This window comes from Bradyrhizobium sp. CCGB01, assembly GCF_024199795.1.
Classification (GTDB): Bacteria; Pseudomonadota; Alphaproteobacteria; order Rhizobiales; family Xanthobacteraceae; genus Bradyrhizobium.
The window spans coordinates 3,733,156-3,750,060 of record NZ_JANADK010000001.1 but is presented as its reverse complement, the minus strand read 5'-3'; the positions used below and the strand labels follow the sequence as shown (position 1 = coordinate 3,750,060).

Sequence of the window (16,905 nt, the reverse complement as noted above, 5' to 3'; positions counted from 1 at the left end):
ATCCCAATCCGGATTCGGGCCTTCTCGAAATTTTCGTGCGATTCAACATCGATCGTGATGCTCGAAGATGCCCCCGGAGGCATCCGCTGAGGCATTGCCCGTCAAGTTCACGAAGTCGAGAACTCCGTCATCATCGCTCTCGCGAGCCTGAGATCGGCGGTCTCGAAACCTTCGGTGAATTGGCCGTACACGGAAGCCAGGATTCGGTGTGCATCGGCGGCACGGCTCTGACTCGCCATCAACCTCGCCAGGCTGATGGCCGCCCTTAATTCCCAGAACAGCGCACCTTGGCCGCGCGCCACCTCGAACGCCTTGTCGAAGCACTGTTCGGCGGCGAGAGCCGAGTGATATTCGCCGGGATGCCGGTGTAACTCACCCTTGATGCGCCAGAGCTCGGCAGCGTACCACCGCTCATCCCTCGCCTCGCAGCGCGCAAGCGCCTCGTCCGCGGTCGCAAGCCCTAGCGATACTTCACCGACCTCTCCGAGACATGCCGCCAGTTCGCCGAGAGGAAGCAGGAAGCGCGGCAGGAAACGGGCCTCGCCCGCCAGCTCAAGCGCCTTGCGCAGCAACGTCAGTCCGGCGGCGACATCACCACTTCGCGCGATCACCATCCCCCTGAAGGCGCGCGCCCACACGTTCCACAGGCGGATCGGATGACGTTCGGTGTGCTCGATCAGCATCGTGCAATAGCGTTCCGCCGCGTCGAGATCACCTGCCAGGAAAGCAATCGGACAGGCGCCCTGGCCGAGTATGCTGCAGAAGGTCAGCGCGTGGCCACTCGCACGCCCCTCCTCGACATTGCGCTCGACGACGCTCAATGCCTGATCCGCCAACCCGAGAAGCCACAGGATGCGCGCCTGGAAATAGCGCGCAGAGGCTCGCAGGTCGAACCGGAAACGGATCACCTGCGGCTTCGCCGTCAGATCGGAAAGGCGAGACAAGGTCCGCCCAATGTGATGATGCGCCAACCGCTGATCACCGAGGTAGTGCAGCGTGGTGGCAAGCAGCCGCTCGCCCATCATCCGGTCGACGGAATTGTGAGAAACGGCCACGATCTCCGCAAAGCGGTGCGCGAACTCCAATGCCTTGCGGAACTCGCCATTGTTGAATTGATCGATGCAGAGCCCCCAAAGCGCACGCAGCAGATAGTCGTCGTCGCCGAGCTGCTCGGCAAGCTGCAGGGTCGCAGCCCAGGCCGGACCGGCCTCCCGTGCCCTGCCAACGCCGTACATCAGCGACCAACCAAGCGCGGCCGACAATTGCATGCGGAGCCGCAATGAGCCGGTGGCACTGTCGTCGAGGCTTGCCAATGCGAGTTCGGTCCGCTCGCGGCATTCGGCGAGAAGCGACAATTGTACCCAGAGCGGGACTGCCCCTGCGGTCAGCGCCGTTCCGATCTGCGCATCGCCGCCGGGCGAGAAAGCCCAATCGAGGCTGGACCGCACGTTGTCGATGTGCTGGCCATAGAAGCCAAGCCACTCCGCCTGCGGCTTCACTTCGCTGTCAGCTTCCGCATTCGCAAAGAACCCGCAATAGTATCTGGCCTGGCGGCGCGCTACGCCGGGAAATTCGCCGCTGGCGTGAAGTTTCTCCAGCGCATAGGCGCGCGTGGTATCCAACAAGCGATAATAGGGGCGTTCGCCGCGGATATCCGCAAGGACGAGCGACTTCGCAACCAGATTGGCAAGTTCCGCGGTCACATCGCTCATCCCTTCGCCCGCAACCGCGATCACGGCATCGAGCAGAAACTCTCCGGCAAATATGCCGAGCCGCCGCAGGAGCCGCGCCTCGGCGTCCGGCAGCAGATCGTAGCTCCAGTCGAGCGTCGCACGCAGCGTTTGCTGCCTGGGCAACGCAGTACGCCGGCCGGTCGTCAGAAATTTGAACCTGTCGTCGAGAAGTGCCGCGATCTTCGGCGGACTGAGCATCACAGCACGTGCCGCCGCGAATTCGATCGCGAGAGGAATGCCGTCCAGCCGGCGGCAGATGGCGGCGACGGCATCGAGATTCTGTTCGTCGAACGCGAAGCTGGAGCCCAGCGCTTTCGCCCGGGTCGTGAACAATTCCACCGCCGTGTAGGCCGATGCGGCGTCGGACTCGCGCCGGGCTTCGGGCGGCACACCCAGGGCCGGAACGCGATAGACATGTTCACCTTCAATGCGCAGCGCTTCGCGACTTGTCGCCAGGACGGTCGTTCCGGAACAGCGGCTGACGATCGTCTCGGCCAGTTCGGCCACGGTATCAACGACGTGCTCGCAATTGTCGAGAATGAGCAACAACGGCCTGGCTCCAATCGCGCGCGCGATGGAATCCGGAGCGATCTCCTCCCCTTCGAGCTTGATGCCGAGCATGCCGGCGACGGCCGAGCACACGAGCTTGGGATCGGGCAGCGAGGCCAGTTCGACCAGCAACCGATCGGCCGCAAAGCCGGCTGGCGGCATCCTGGCGGCTTGAAGTGCAAGTGCCGTCTTGCCGATCCCGCCAGGCCCGACGAGGCTCACGACGCGATAGGCCGATAAAAGCTCCCACAAACGCGCGAGCGCGGTGGTGCGGCCGATGAGAACGAATGACGCATTGGGAATGTTGGCCGACGGCAACAGCTCGGGTGCGGCAGATTGTAGCGGGGCGTCCATCTGCCGGGTCCGCCATGAACCCAGCAGGCGATAGCCTCGGCCGACCGTGGTCGCCAGCATGTCGCGATCCGAACCGAGGGCCTTCCGGATCGCCGCGATATGGACCCGAAGTGCACTTTCCTCGACAAAGACGCCGCGCCAGACCCGCTGCGTCAGGTCGTTCCTGGTGACCAGCTCGCCTTCGGCCTGAGCCAATTCCGCAAGAATTTCAAAGGCACGACCGCCCAGAGGAACGCACTCTCCCATCGAGCGCAGTTCACGTCTGGCAAGATCGATCTCCCATTTGTCGCAGGCGTAGACGGGACGCTGGCTTGGCCCGGCCATCATCGGCATAGCCTCGAGCGGTTGCTTGATCTTGCGCCCAGCGTATCATCAACGCTTGCGGAAGACGCAGCTTGTCCGGCGGCCAAGGCCGCCAGACACCCGAAGCAAGTCTCGCAATGCTGGCGTGTCAGCAGCCGCGGCAGATGGATCCTTCCAGCATCTTCTCGAGCCGGGCGTCCTCCTTGTCGATGGCCGCATCCGTGCCGAGTGACGGTCCTTTCATTGCGTGACCGCCACCCTCTGACGACGGAAGCGCGGTGCCGAGCGAGTTCGTTCCCGGCGCAGCAGCACTCGTACCGAGCGCGCCACCACTTTCCATCGACATGTGGGATCCCATTCCCGCGCGGGCAAATGCGGCGCCCGCGAGCGCAAGGCAGGCGACGATGCAGAGAAGCGGGAGAAGTCTCATGGTTCACACTCCACATGTTTCTATGACCTGCACCTAGAACTGGATGCCGCGAGCAATTCGACCATGCACGTTCGCGCGAGCGACTATGACAACCGTGACAGAATTCCGCTTCGAAGACGTCTCGTCGATAACCCGCGCACCCCACCCGATATTCCCTGCACACCCTCTCGCAAGAGTGATGCACAAAGAGCAGGGTTTTCCGGCCGGACTGCCTATATGGCCCGGTATCGAGAACAATTTCGGAAACGCCCCTCAGCCGAGCAGCGATCATCGCCAAGCGACTCTCCGCACATCGCAAGCATGGAGATTCGCTATGACTGCAATCAAAACCCTGATCGCCGCGGCACTGCTGTCAACGGCAACGATATCATCCGCCTCTGCGGCCTGGTCCTTTGCCGATCAGGAGCCCGCCGCATTTGCATCAATGTATCCCGATCGCGACGTGCTAAACGGCGGCGCATTGACGCCGGCAGGACGAATGGGCCTCGAGCAGCCCGGCGGCGCCGCTCCGGTCTTCGGATCAGGCCACATCTACAATCGGCACTGGCATCGGTGACCGGCAACCAAGCGCGCAGGTCAGACGATCAGAAAGCTCGCTGAGCTGGACTGGCACCCCGTCCGCATTTCACCCGACTAGCAAGCAATCGCTCTGGTGATGAAGCGTGGGCTACGACTTCGTGCAAAGGCGAAAACGTTCGTTCGATTGATACTGCTCATCCGGCAAGGACATACACATGTCTAGCGAGCGAGCCGAGGCGTTCCCGGCGTCGCTTTGTCAAGGAGACGTGCAATGACTACACTTAAGCTCTTGTCGGCCGGACTGATGGTCGCGGCCATGATTGCCTCCCCCGCGATGGCTCGCGAAGGCAGCAACAACGCGCGCCGGACCAATGCCGACGCCTATGCATCGGTTCAGCGCGTGCCGGTCACGTCCAAGCGCAGCTGCGTTCGCGCTCCCGACGTCGGCGCGTTCGCGAGCGACCCCTGGCGTCGGCCTCCGTGCGAGCCCACGTCGGGCTATTGAGCACGCCAGCCGGGACGAGCTCCATTGCCGGAAGGCAATCGCTAACGCTGACTTGAAGAGGTTCATCTCAGCGTTTTCGGGGCACCTCACGGACGTGACGGAAGGAAGAATGGCGGCTCCATGAAGCTCCGTTCTTCCGACCGGTCATATCTGAGGAGGATTGGCTGCGCCAGAAGCATGGCCCGGCATCTGCAGCATATCCAATGAGAATGATTCCTTCTCGCTCGAAACGAGGGCATCAAAGATCGTATCCGGCAGCGGCGGCATCTCGCCATCGAGTCGGGGTGTCACCCGTGAACCGTCTGAATGTCGTCGTGAAGTGGGCCTGGCTCTGAAAACCCACAGTGAGCGCGATCTCGACGATCGGCATCCCGGAATCCCGCAGCAGGTCTTTCGAGCGCTGTATTCGGTGCCGCAAAATATACTCGTGCGGCTTGCAACCCGTCGCCGCTCGGAACTGGGCGGCGAAATGCATGCGGCTCAGGCCGGCGGCTGCGGCAAGATCCGCGAGCACGATCTTTCTGCAGAAGTGAGTCTCGATATAGTCGAGCACCCGCTTGAGCCGCCACTTCTGCAGTCCCCGGACCGGCCTTTCAGATGCACGTTGGTCGACACGGGCTCGCTCGCCGAACTTCAGCCGCCGCGTATCGGACCGCAAAGCAAAGGCCCTGGCAATGACCGCAAATCGCAGGGCATCAACACAAACAGCGCTATGAGTGTCCATCAAACATTCCATCGCGACGAGAGCTTCAGACAGACGCTGAAGAACCGGATCCCCGTCGTTGCAAGGAGGCGCAATAGCCATGGATTTCGCTGTCGTCATCGACGCGCGTCGCCACGGGATTTCGACGCGCAGCCAGCCGGCATCGTGCTCCGGATCACACGGCGAGATCCTGGCGCTGCGCCGTGGCTGTCCCTCGAACGCAATGACCAGACCGAGCCGCTCGAAAGCAATCGTCGTTGCGTCAAGGGCGGACAGATCGTCCCTGCGCAAACGGTTGGTATGAGCGATGACCTTCGGAGGCGGCACGACTGACGCCATTGCAATGGCCGGCCGAAAATCTGCTTGGTCCGCGGTGACGAATGCCTGGGTATCGCCATGCTTCAGTTGTCGCGACGATAGTGGCTGAGACATGATCCTACCCTGACTAAGATAATCCAAACCGCGAGGCGCCATTGGAGCGATGCGCCTCGATTGCCGAGTAAGGTAGCAAGGCACGGTCCGACCGCGAGTTAAGAGACGCAAAATCAGGAAATTTCAGACTTCCGCCGCCAGGCCGATAGGTTTTCCAGATCGACCTATCGCAAATTACGAATCCTGCGGCTCCGTCCGCGGATGCGCGGCTCGGCGGACTCCGTTGTGCGGTTGGCGAAGCGCAGGACCATACATTTTACGGATCGCTCCGTCACGCGCGTCGATTGCCGCACCATCAGACGTACAGGCGTGGAGATAAGCGCCGAAGTCCCTCAAACCCTCCTCGGCGATTTCCCACACAGGCTCCGATGGATCAGCCGGGCCCGAGCAGATCAGCGCGGCCGGCCAGCTGCCGAAGCACCCCCGAGGGATCGGAATCGCGATGCTGCAAAGCCCTTCGGCATATTCCGAGAGAGTTCGGACGAAGCGATTAACACGGGTGTCATAAATATCGCGCTTCAGGGAGGCCGCCGTCGTCCGCGTATTGGATGCCAGGCTGACGAGCCGGCCGCGGCATAGCTCCTCCACGTCCGCATCGGCGAGCTGCGACAGGATGGCCTTGCCGCCCGCCGTCGCGTGAAGCGGCACTTTTTCTCCCAGCATCGATCGCGACATCAACGGCATCGATCCCTGCTTGCTTGCAATAATGACCATCGAAGCACATTGCAACGCGCCGACCTCCACAGTCAGCTGCGTCCCGGCGCTCAGTTCCTCCATCTTTTCGATGACGATACTGCGGAGCCGATTGCTCGCCATGTAGACGGCGGCAAGCTGCACCACGAACATCCCGACGGAAAAACGATCTTCGCTGCTCCGTTCGAGCAGACCGATCTCGGTCAGGGAAACAAGGAAGCGATGCGTCGTGCCATCGTCCCAACCCAGATGTCGCGCGATATCCTGCAGCCCCCAATGTGAGCAGGTGTTGCTTCGATCGAGGGCGTCGGGAATGAAGAGCTCGAGCAGACTGCCCAGCTTCTGAACCGTCGCGACGCGAAATCCCTTGCCTTGTGTCGCTGTCGGGACGTGCTGCACGCTCCTTCCCGCCCGCTCTCCCATTTTAGCGCTCCCAGTCGTCCTCACGAATTCGTGTAGCAAGCGACGAGCTTTTCAGACGACTGCATCGAGCCATGGCGAACAACCGGCTACTGAGAAGGTCTTCTTGACACCCCAACGGCCTCCCCTGTAGGACACCAAGGCATATTCACGCTTTCAAAATCTTGCCGGGGGCGGTGATCTTTCGGGGGTCTCGTCACTCTCCCTAGATCGCGGCAGTGAAGCTGATCCACGGACCCCCCTATGTCGCCTTCGCCCGCTGCACGAACCTTCTCCTTCGGTAACTGGCTTATCGACTGCCAGCGGAGAGAGCTGAGGTGCGACAACGTCACGGTGCCGATCGGGAGCCGCGCATTCGAAATTCTCGAGAAACTGGCGAGTTGCGCCGGTCTCCTGGTGACCAAGGATGATTTGATCGGAAGTGTCTGGTCGGGCCTGGCCGTCGAGGACAACACGCTACAGGTCCACATCTCCGCCGTCCGGAAGGCGCTGGGCAAAGATCGCGATCTCCTCAAGACGATCTCGGGCCGTGGATATACCCTCGCCGGGACCTGGCGCAGCGGTCATTTGGATCAGTCCCCAGCGACATCGGTATCCGCCCCGGCTGTCGCATCCTTTTCGAATAACCTGCCGAACACTCGCGCTCCTCTCATCGGGCGCGAGGATTGCCTGAGCGAATTGGCCGAATTGATGTCCGCATATCGGGCCGTGACTGTCGTCGGTCCGGGAGGCATCGGAAAAACAAAGCTGGCCATCGAACTCGCGCGCCGGGTCGCATCCGCATTCGAAGGTTCGGTGGCGCTGGTCGAACTCGCGACCCTCCAGGATCCGGCACTTGCAACATCGACCACCGCCCGTGCGCTCAAGCTGGCCTTGAGTGACAAGGACGTTTCGGCTGCGAGCATCGCCCAAGCTATCGGGTCACGACGCCTGCTTCTCGTCTTGGACAATTGCGAGCACGTCATAGACGTCGCTGCACAAATCGCGAGCTCTGCACTTCGCTATTGTCCAAATGTCACTATTCTTTCGACCAGCCGGGAAGGCCTCCGCATCGATGGCGAATACGTTGCGGCCATCCCGCCGCTGTCTGTTCCAGACTCTGACTTGCGTGATCCCGGCCTGCTGTTGCAGGCAAGTGCCGTGCAGCTCTTCGTCGCTCGCACACGGGCGCTACGCGCGAGCTTTGCTCCAGGCGCGGACGATCTGCTGAAAGTGGCCGCCATCTGTCGCCGGCTCGACGGAATTCCGCTCGCGTTGGAATTTGCCGCGGCTCAGGCCGCGAATCTTGGCCTGGACACCGTCTTGCTTCGCCTGGACAAGCGACTGGAGTTGATGAGCGGCGGCCGCAGGGACCAGCTGCCGCGGCACCAGACCCTGCGAGCGACACTGGACTGGAGCTACGATCTGTTGTCGCCGGAAGAGCAAGGCCTGCTGCGCTGGCTCGCAGTGTTCCCGGCCGGCTTCACACTCGATGCGGCCATTGCAATGATGGACGACGCGTTGTCCCGGTCGGACGTCATCGAAACATTATTCAATCTGGTCGGGAAATCGCTGGTCTCACTCGACCCCTCCGTTGAAGGGCGGTGGCGCCTGCTGGAGACCACCCGCGCTTATGCCCTGGAGAAGCTGGCGGAAGCGGGGCTCGTCGAGCAAGCCGGCAGACGGCATGCGAACTTTCTCAGGCGGCTCATCACGCCGCTCGACGAGGCCTCTCCCGCCTCCGACGATCTCGCTCGCCTTGCCCAGGAGATCGGAAACGTGCATGCGGCGCTCGACTGGGCCTTCGCGCCCGACGGCGATGCCGCGCTCGGCGTAGAGCTTACGGCCGGCTTTGTGCCGGTATGGATGCAATTGCTGTCCTTCATGGAATGCTCGACCCGGATCGAGCACGCTCTCGCCCATCTCGGCGGAGAGCTGACCTGCAACCCGAGGCTCAAGGCGCAGCTTTATGTCGCGCTGGGGTTCGCGCTTCTCAATACGACTGGCTCGGCGGATCGCATGAAAGCGGCGCTGAACATCGGCCTTGTGCTCGCAGAAGAGCTATCGGATCTCGAGCTTCAGCTGAAGGCCGTTTGGACGCTGTGGAGCTATAATCTCAACTCGGGTCAATACGACGCAGCCCAGGATGTCGGAGAGCGATACCTCGAGATCGCCCTGCGTACAGGCAATCCCGCCAACGAGACGGTGGGCCGCCGCCTGATAGGCGCCGCCACCCATTTTTACGGAGCGCAGGGGGAGGCTCAACGCGAACTGACCCTGTCCCTGGACCATTCGGCTCACGGGCTAAAGGACGGCGCGAACCAGATGTGGTTCCTGCTCAACCAGAGCGTTCTGGCGAAAGCCATGCTGGCTCGCGTCCTGCTGCTCCAGGGAAAGATCGCCCAGAGCAGATCCCTGGCCACGGAATGCCTCCAGGAGGCGCAACGCGAGAAAGACAAGCTCGCGGTCGCTTACGCGCTGCGGAACGCCGTATGCCCCATTGCGCTGATGACGCACGATCTCGACGCTGCCGATCAGGCGATATCGTCTCTCCTCGAACTCGTCACGCGCGAGGGAATAGCTTTCTGGACGAGCTGGACATCGTGCCTGAAGGGGCAGTTGCTCGTCCTGCAAGGCAGACATCACGATGGAATAGAGCTGCTGCGCGGTGGATTGAAAGCGCGGGCCGAGAACGGCTGGCTGATGCGCAATCCCGAATTTCTCGGATCGCTCGCCGAAGGGCTGCTCGCGGCCGGCGAGACGGCGCAGGCCCTGGCCGCCGTGGAAGATGCCTTAGCTATCTCCCGGCAGGGCCAGCAGTTGTGGTGCCTTGCTGATCTGCTGCGGATCAAGGGCGAGGTTCTGCTTGCCGATGGCACGCCGGATCGGTCCCGCTCGGAACTGCTGTTCTCCGAGGGCCTATCCGTTGCCAGGGAGCAGCAATGCCGCTTCTACGAGCTGAAGGTCGCGGCAGCCTGGGCAAGGATCATGGCGGGATCGGACCGACAGCAGACCGCGCTCGAGCTCGTCGGTCCGGTCAGCGCCCTGTTCGATCGGGAGGTCGATCTTCCCGCGCTCGCCTTTGCTCGTGGTCTCGCTAAAACTCCGGGCATCTCGATTTCGACATGCGTCGACGACCGGCCCACATCCAGTACCTGCCACTAGGTTGCACTATCTTTCGACCGGGACGACACGTCCTGCAGCGCTGGAACAGCCTCACATTCATTCCTCCGGACCGCACTTGATGAGCATCTCTCGACGACAGGTTCTAGGCGGCGTCGGCGCTTCGGTGTTTTCGCCCGGCATCATCCGTGCTCAGGGCACGAGACCGATCAGGATCGGCGAGATCAACTCCTATAGCAGCGCGCCCGCGTTTACCCTGCCCTACCGACGCGGCTGGCAGTTGGCGGTCGAACAGCTGAATGCAAGTGGAGGCGTCCTCGGGCGAGAGCTACAGGTCATCAGCCGGGACGATGAAGGCAAGCCGAGCGTCGCGCTGCGCGCCGCCGAAGAACTCGTGCGACGGAATGGCGTCGATCTTCTGGCAGGCGCCTATCTGTCGCATGTCGGGCTGGCGATCAGCGACTTCGCCCGGCAAAACCGGATCCTCTTTGTGGCCAGCGAACCGCTCACCGACGCCCTCGTTTGGGAGCAAGGACATCGGTACTGTTACCGGCTCCGTCCCTCGACATACATGCTGGCCGCCATGCTGGTGGAGGAGGCTGCGCAACTGAAGGCGACACGATGGGCGACGATTGCCCCGAACTACGAATATGGGCAGTCGGCCGTAAGATGGTTCAGGCAGCTTCTGAGCGACCGTCGTCCTGACGTCGAGTTCATCAACAGCCAGTGGCCGCCGCTGGGTGCCATTGATGCCGGCGTGGTTGTCAACGCCCTCACCCAACAGAAGCCCGAGGCGATTCTCAACGTCACCTTCGGACCCGATCTCGCCAGGTTTGTCCGGCAAGGCAATGATAGAGGCCTGTTCGAAGGGCGACACGTCGTGTCGTTCACGACCGGCGAGCCCGAATACCTTCTTCCCCTCGGGCAAGACGCACCGGAAGGATGGATCGTGACCGGCTATCCGGCGACCGAAGTCCTGGATCACGCCAACAACGCCTTTGCGTCGGCCTATTCCGCGCGATATGGCGAGGCCCCCACGATGGGCTCCGTGGTCGGTCACGCCTTGATCAGCTCCATCGCGGCTCCGATCGAGAAGCTCGGAAGCTTTGATACCGAGGCGATGGCCGACGGCTTTGGTAATGTCGGCTTCGAAACGCCGTTCGGACCGGCCATTTGGCGTTCCATCGACCATCAGAGCACCATGGGGACCTTTGTCGGCCGCACCACGGTCCGGGGCAACAAGGGCGTGATGGTGGACTGGAAATATCGGGACGGCGGAACGATGCTGCCGCCTGACACCGAGGTTCTGAAGCTGCGCCCGGCAACGTGAAGCGCAGGTACAGGCCCCGGCTGCGCCAACCCGCGCTTCAGGAAACTTCACGAAAGCACCAAGGAAATACGACGTCGTTCGGATCATAATGCAGCTCTGCCATAAGGGGAGCCGCAGATGATCGCTGAGCCCGGTCCGCACAATCAAACGGCGGGAAAGATATCGGGCTCGCCAAGCCCGGTGCAGCCGGTCCATTGCGTCTCCGTGCGAAACGGTCTTGCCGAATGGCAATTGCGGCGCGTCAGAGAGGCGATTGAATCGTCCAGCACGCCCTGGTCGCTCGAGGCCATGGCGTCATTGATTGGCCTCAGCTCAAGCTGCTTCTGCAAGCGCTTTCGCACCACCATGGGCCTTCCGCCCCATCGCTGGCAAATGCTGCAACGGATCGAGCGCGCCAGGCGGCTCCTGCGCGATCCGAACCGCACGCTGACCGAAATTGCCTATGCTTGTGGTTACGCCAGCTCTGCGCATTTCTCGACCAGCTTCGGACGCACCACGGGCAAAACGCCGAGCGAATACCGGCGCCTGTGCAGAGCAGCTGCCGGGGCGCTCGCATCCGATCTGGCAAGCGCGCCGGCCACGCTTGTTCCCGAGGCGCCGGCAGCCGGAATATCGCCCCCGGACCCGCACGCGGTGCGATGAGGCGAATGTCTTGTAGCAGCACCGCCTCAGCATCCCGGCGGCAAGATCGGCGACACTCCCGGCGTTGGGGCAGCGCCTGACGCGTTGGCGGGCAACACCGTCGCAGGCGCGGCGAGATTCATCGAAACCCCTTCCATGCAGCTTGTGCTGTTCGGGCTCGGCATGACGGCGGCATTTGGATCGATGCCAGTGCCGCCCGCGGCGCTGGTGTCCGGCAGGATCGTGCCAGGCGCGAGGCTGGCCGGCACTTGCGGGATCGAGAGCGGCAGGGACGCAGCGCTTGCTGCGAGCCCTCCCGGCGTCGAGCTGCATGCGGCCGTCGTCCCCGTTCCCACCGGTTCCGACGTGGGAATTGTTCCGGTGGAGCTGCCGGTTTGCCCTATGACCGGCGATATCAGAGCGCCAATGCCTGACGTCGACTGGCCCGTGCTCGATACGATCGGAGTCGCCGGCACCGGCGTCTCAGACGTCAATGGCACGGCGCAGACGACGACCGTACCCGGCGTGGTCGGATCCGAGGCAAGTGGAACGGGCGCCAGCGTCGTGTCGGGAGTGCCAGGCTCAGTTGTAGCGGAAAACGGGCCTGGACTATTGAGCGGCGAGGTGACGATCGCACCCGGTACGGTGGGAAGGCCCATGGCCGTGGTGCCCATTGTTGCGACCTGCGCCTCAATCGGAGAGCAGCCCAACGTTACGGCGATCATCGTTGCAACCACGATCCGGACCATCTCTGTGCTCCTAGCTCGCCTCGACCTTGCGTATGGTGACCTTGCTGCCCTCCGCCAGGTTCACCGCTGGATTGAGTATGACCTGATCGCCGGGTTGCACGCCCTCGCGCACCTCCACCGAGGTGCCGAAGTCCCGTGCGATCGAGACGTGCTGCAAATGAACGATGTCGTTTCGCACCACCGCGACGTGAAGACCGTTCTGATCGAAGACGAGCGCATCGGACGGGACCATCATCGACGGCGTCTTGCGCGGGATCGACAGCTCGACCGTGCAGTAGATCCCAGGACTGAGCGCACCGTCCGGATTGGGCACGTCGATCTCGGTCAGCAGAGTTCGGCTTCCTGGCTGCAATGCGCTTGCGATCCGCGTGACTTTCCCCGGAAACGACCGCCCTGGAATCTCGGGGACGTGAATATCCGCGTCGACGCCCGGTCCGACTCCGAAAGCCTCGTCTTGCGGCACGAAGACCTGAGTTCGGATCACATTGGAATGCATCAGCGTGAACATGAAGGTCGACCCGGCCTGCACCAGGCTGCCATTGTCCACATTGCGCTGTGTGATCACGCCGTCGAACGGCGCCACCACGCGCTGGTAGGCCTTCTCCTGCTCGAGGACGCGGATCTGCGCCTGCTGCGCGGTGATGTTCGACTGGGCGACACCCACGGCCCCCTGCTGCGCACGCAAGGTCAGACGATCGTTGTCACCCTGCTGCGCCGTCAGCCAGCCTTGCTTGACCAGATTGCTGTCCCGCGAATTGGTGACGTCGGCAAGCTCCCGGCTCGCTTGCGCCTGCTGCAAGGCCGCCTGGTTTTGTGCAAGCGTCGCCTGGGCCTGAGCGATCTGCTGGTCAAGCTCCGGAGCTGTGATATCCGCCAGAAGATCGCCCTTCTTCACCCGATCGCCGATATCGACGTAGCGCTTCTCGATATAGCCGCTGGTCCGCGCGAAGATATTGGCCGCCTCGAACGCGGTCGTCGTCGCCGGCAAGGTGACCTTCATCAGCGCACCGCTGGGCCGAACCACCGCCACCCGGACGTCCGGAACAGCCGTCCTCGCTTGCTCCGCGACTGCGGCGACGTCACGCGCCGCCTGATAGTGCCGCCAGCCGCCAACGCCGAGACCGCCCGCAAGCAGCAGAAGCATCCCTCCTCCGAGCAGCGCGGCGCCATAACGGCGTCCGGATGGAGCGCCTTTGCCCGGGAGCTCGACGATCCGGCAGCTCTCCGCATCGGGCCGGTCCCCCCCTTCATCGTCACTGGTCCGCACGCGAGCGTCGCTCATTCCGGTTGCTCCTCGAATACGCCGTGGTGAGGCTTGCCATCGTTACCTTTGCGCAGCATCGCAAAGAGGTACGGCACGATCAGCAGTGTCGTCGGGGTCGCGAACAGCAGTCCGCCGATAACCGCGCGCGCGAGCGCGGCGTTCTGCTCCTCGCCCGGCCCCCCAAGCGCCATCGGGATCATGCCCACGATCATCGCGGCAGCGGTCATCAGGACGGGACGGATTCTGGTGCGCCCCGCGCTCAGCGCCGCCTGGAACGCGGAGTGTCCCTTCAATTGCTCATCTCGCGCGAACGTCACGAGCAGAATGGAGTTCGCCGAGGCGACCCCGACCGCCATGATCGCGCCCATCAGCGAGGGCACATTCAGCGTCGTTCCGGTGATGAACAACATTGTCACGATGCCACAGAACGTCGCCGGCAGCGCCAGGATCACGACAAAGGGATCGCCGAAATTCTGGTAGTTCACGACCATGAGCAGGTAGACCAGGATGGCGGCGAACAGCAGCCCGATCCCCAGATCGCGGAACGACTGGTTCATGCTCTGGATCTGTCCCAGGACCTGGATCGAATTGCCCGGCTGGAGTTGCTTCTGAAGCGTCGACGTCACCTTGTTGATGTCGGCCGCCACGCCGCCAAGATCGCGGCCCTGGACGCTTGCATAGACGTCAAACACCGGCTGGACATTGGCCTGGTTCGAATTGGTGGGAACGCTCCCTCGCTTGAACGTCGCAACGTTGCTGAGGAGCCCCGGCACCGTCTGCCCGCTCGCGGCAACGGACGTCGACACCGGCGTGTTTCCCAATGCGTTCAGCGAATTTGCCCTGTACTCGGGCGTCTGCACCGCCAGGTAATACGGGATGCCCGACGTCGGGTCGGTCCAGAAATTCGGCGAGACCTGCGCCGACGAGCTGAGGCTGACATTGATATTGGTCGCCACCGTGCTCGCATTCAGGCCGAGCTGCGCGGCCCGGGTGCGGTCGATGTCGGCATAGAACGCCGGAGCATCGACTTCCTGCTGCAGATGGGCATCGACGACGCCGGGGATCGCCGCGAGAGACTTCTGGAGCTCCTTGGCCACGGCCAGATTGTTGTTGCCGTAGCCGACCGTGCGCACATCGATCTGCGCCGGAAGACCGAAGTTCAGGATCTGCGTCACGATATCGGCCGCCTGGAAGTAGAACGTGTCCTCGGGGAATGCCGATGGCAGCACCTGCCGCAGTTTCCTGACGTAGCCCGCGGTCGGCTTGTGCCCGTCCTTGAGCGACACGAGAATGGTGCCGTCGTTCACGCCTATCGTCGAACCGTCGGTGAACGCGAGATTATAGGGACGCGCCGGAAGCCCGATATTGTCGACGATCAGCGCCCGGTCCCGCTCCGGAATGACATCTCGGATCTTGTCTTCGACCGCCTGGAAGATTGCCTCCGTGCGCTCTATGCGCGTGCCCGCGGGGGCGCGAACATGAAGCTGGATCTGGCCACCGTCGATCAACGGATAAAAGTCCCTGCCGACATAGACGAACATGGTGGCCCCGAGAGCGAGCACCAGCACCGCGACGACCGGCACGACGGCGCGACGCCGAAGCAACGTCAACAAGAGATCGGAATAGCCGTTGCGCAGGCGTTCGAACCCGCGCTCGAACGCGGCCGAGGCACGTCCGAAGATGCCCGACGGGGCCCCGCCCTCGCCATGACGCCGCTCGCCTTTCAGCAGCAGGCCGATGGTGATCGGCGTCAGCGTTCGCGACAACGCATATGACGCCAGCATCGCGAACACCACCGCCAGACCTAACGGGGTGAAGAGGTACTTGGCCGGCCCTTCGAGAAACACGACCGAGGTGAACACGCAACTGATCGCGAGCGTCGAAACGAGCGTCGGCACCGCGATTTCAGCCGCTCCATGCAGCGTCGCATCCGGCAGCGGCATGCCTTGCTCGGTCCAGAGCCGGTGCGTGTTCTCGATCGTCACCGTCGAGTCATCGACCAGGATGCCGACCGCGAGTGCGAGCCCGCCGAGCGTCATCGTGTTCAGGGTCTCGCCGAGACAATACAACGCGACCAGCGACGAAAGCATCGCTAGCGGGATCGAGATCAAGACGACCAGCGTCGATCGCCACGATCCCAGAAAGAGCAGGACCATCAGGGCCGTGAGGCCGGCCGCGATCGCACCTTCGCGCAGCACGCCATTGACAGAATGAGTCACAAAGACCGACTGGTCGAACAGCTCGTTGATCTTCAGCCCCGCAGGAGCCGACGCCCGAATCGACTTCAAGGCCTTCTTCACACCGTTGACGACGGCGAGCGTCGAGGCATTTCCATTCTTGATCACACTGAGCAGGACGGACCGATGGCCGTCCTCGCGCACGATGTTCTGCTGGACCTGGGCGCCGTCCCGGACCTGGGCCACATCCTTCAGGAAGATCGTGGCTCCGTTCGCGAACTTGACCGGGATCATGTTGAGATCCTTGATCGAAGCCGGCGTGGCGTTGGTTCGAACGGTGTACTGGGTATCGCCGATCTTCGCCGTGCCGGTGGGCAACGTCAGATTCTGGGTGTTAACCGCATTGACGATGTCGAGGGGCGTCAATCCGCGCGACAGAAGCTTGTTCGGGTCGATGTCGACCATGATCTGGCGGTACTTGCCGCCGGCAGGCGTAGGCAGCGTGACGCCCGGAACGGGCGCCAATTGCTGCCGGACTCGATAGATGCCGAAATCGTATAGCTGCTGCTCGTTCAGGCTATTGGACTCGAGGCTGAGCTGCAGCACCGGCACGCTCGACGCGTTGAACTGCACGATGATCGGCGGCTGAATTCCCGGCGGCATCAGCGCGCGGATGGCGTTGGTCGCCGAGACGATCTGCGAGATTGCGAGGTCGAGATTGACGTCCGGCTGGAAGTAGATTTTCTGAACCGACAGACCGTTGAGGGTTTGCGCCTCGATATTCTTGATGCCGCTGACGTTGGCGCTGATCGAATACTGGCTGTAGGTGCTGACGCGCTGCTCCATCTCCGGCGTCGAAAGACCGGTGTAGCTCCACACCACCGTGACGACGGGGATGCGAATCTCCGGAAAAATGTCCGTCGGCATCGACCAGATCGCGATGCCGCCGAGAAACATGATCAGCGCCGCAAGCACATAGAACGTGTGCGGAAACCGCAGCGCGAAGCGAACAATTCCCATG

Annotated in this window: 11 protein-coding genes and 1 pseudogene; 5 read left to right on the top strand and 7 right to left on the bottom strand. The window is 62.7% G+C overall.

Annotated elements, in window-relative coordinates; all coding sequences use genetic code 11:
* Positions 1 to 107: 107 nt before the first annotated feature.
* Both NLM25_RS16970 and NLM25_RS16965 read right to left on the bottom strand, forming a co-directional pair.
* Positions 108 to 2,969, bottom strand: coding sequence for a winged helix-turn-helix domain-containing protein (locus NLM25_RS16970; RefSeq protein WP_254137720.1), 2,862 nt, complete (start codon positions 2,967 to 2,969; stop codon positions 108 to 110).
* A 118-nt stretch (positions 2,970 to 3,087) separates the two neighbouring features.
* On the bottom strand, positions 3,088 to 3,369 hold the full coding sequence (locus NLM25_RS16965) for a hypothetical protein (RefSeq protein ID WP_254118052.1): 282 nt from the start codon (positions 3,367 to 3,369) through the stop codon (positions 3,088 to 3,090).
* Positions 3,370 to 3,682: 313 nt separating this feature from the next.
* On the opposite strand from NLM25_RS16965, the gene NLM25_RS16960 reads away from it, so the two are divergent.
* Positions 3,683 to 3,925 (top strand): hypothetical protein, encoded by a 243-nt coding sequence (locus tag NLM25_RS16960; protein WP_254137719.1) that lies wholly within the window; start codon positions 3,683 to 3,685, stop codon positions 3,923 to 3,925.
* Positions 3,926 to 4,159: 234 nt separating this feature from the next.
* Positions 4,160 to 4,393: a hypothetical protein gene (locus NLM25_RS16955; protein WP_254118050.1), complete on the top strand. Its 234-nt coding sequence runs from the start codon at positions 4,160 to 4,162 to the stop codon at positions 4,391 to 4,393.
* A 238-nt stretch (positions 4,394 to 4,631) separates the two neighbouring features.
* Here NLM25_RS16955 and NLM25_RS16950 read toward each other — a convergent pair whose 3' ends face one another.
* Positions 4,632 to 5,528 carry a helix-turn-helix transcriptional regulator gene (locus NLM25_RS16950; RefSeq protein WP_254137718.1) on the bottom strand — a complete coding sequence of 299 codons (897 nt, stop codon included), beginning with the start codon at positions 5,526 to 5,528 and terminating at the stop codon, positions 4,632 to 4,634.
* A 174-nt stretch (positions 5,529 to 5,702) separates the two neighbouring features.
* Positions 5,703 to 6,644, bottom strand: coding sequence for an IclR family transcriptional regulator (locus tag NLM25_RS16945; protein WP_254137717.1), 942 nt, complete (start codon positions 6,642 to 6,644; stop codon positions 5,703 to 5,705).
* 240 nt (positions 6,645 to 6,884) lie between these two features.
* On the opposite strand from NLM25_RS16945, the pseudogene NLM25_RS44445 reads away from it, so the two are divergent.
* The 3 genes and pseudogenes from NLM25_RS44445 to NLM25_RS16930 all read left to right on the top strand — a co-directional run.
* Positions 6,885 to 7,124: pseudogene (locus NLM25_RS44445) on the top strand (transcriptional regulator); the annotation flags it as partial.
* 2,740 nt (positions 7,125 to 9,864) lie between these two features.
* Positions 9,865 to 11,073, top strand: a complete 1,209-nt coding sequence (locus tag NLM25_RS16935; protein ID WP_254137715.1) for an ABC transporter substrate-binding protein — start codon at positions 9,865 to 9,867, stop codon at positions 11,071 to 11,073.
* A gap of 117 nt (positions 11,074 to 11,190) precedes the next feature.
* Positions 11,191 to 11,715, top strand: a complete 525-nt coding sequence (locus NLM25_RS16930) for a helix-turn-helix transcriptional regulator (RefSeq protein WP_254137714.1) — start codon at positions 11,191 to 11,193, stop codon at positions 11,713 to 11,715.
* Positions 11,716 to 11,741: 26 nt separating this feature from the next.
* Here the strand turns inward: NLM25_RS16930 and NLM25_RS16925 are convergent, their stop codons facing one another.
* The 3 genes from NLM25_RS16925 to NLM25_RS16915 are packed head-to-tail and all read right to left on the bottom strand — an operon-like array spanning position 11,742 to position 16,904.
* A complete protein-coding gene (locus NLM25_RS16925) occupies positions 11,742 to 12,443 on the bottom strand; it encodes a hypothetical protein (protein WP_254137713.1) in 702 nt (233 codons plus the stop codon).
* A gap of 10 nt (positions 12,444 to 12,453) precedes the next feature.
* Positions 12,454 to 13,725: an efflux RND transporter periplasmic adaptor subunit gene (locus NLM25_RS16920; RefSeq protein WP_254137712.1), complete on the bottom strand. Its 1,272-nt coding sequence runs from the start codon at positions 13,723 to 13,725 to the stop codon at positions 12,454 to 12,456.
* Complete coding sequence (locus NLM25_RS16915) at positions 13,722 to 16,904, bottom strand: efflux RND transporter permease subunit (RefSeq protein ID WP_254137711.1); 3,183 nt, start codon at positions 16,902 to 16,904, stop codon at positions 13,722 to 13,724. Before NLM25_RS16915 ends, NLM25_RS16920 begins: the two co-directional genes overlap by 4 nt.
* Position 16,905 lies beyond the last annotated feature (1 nt).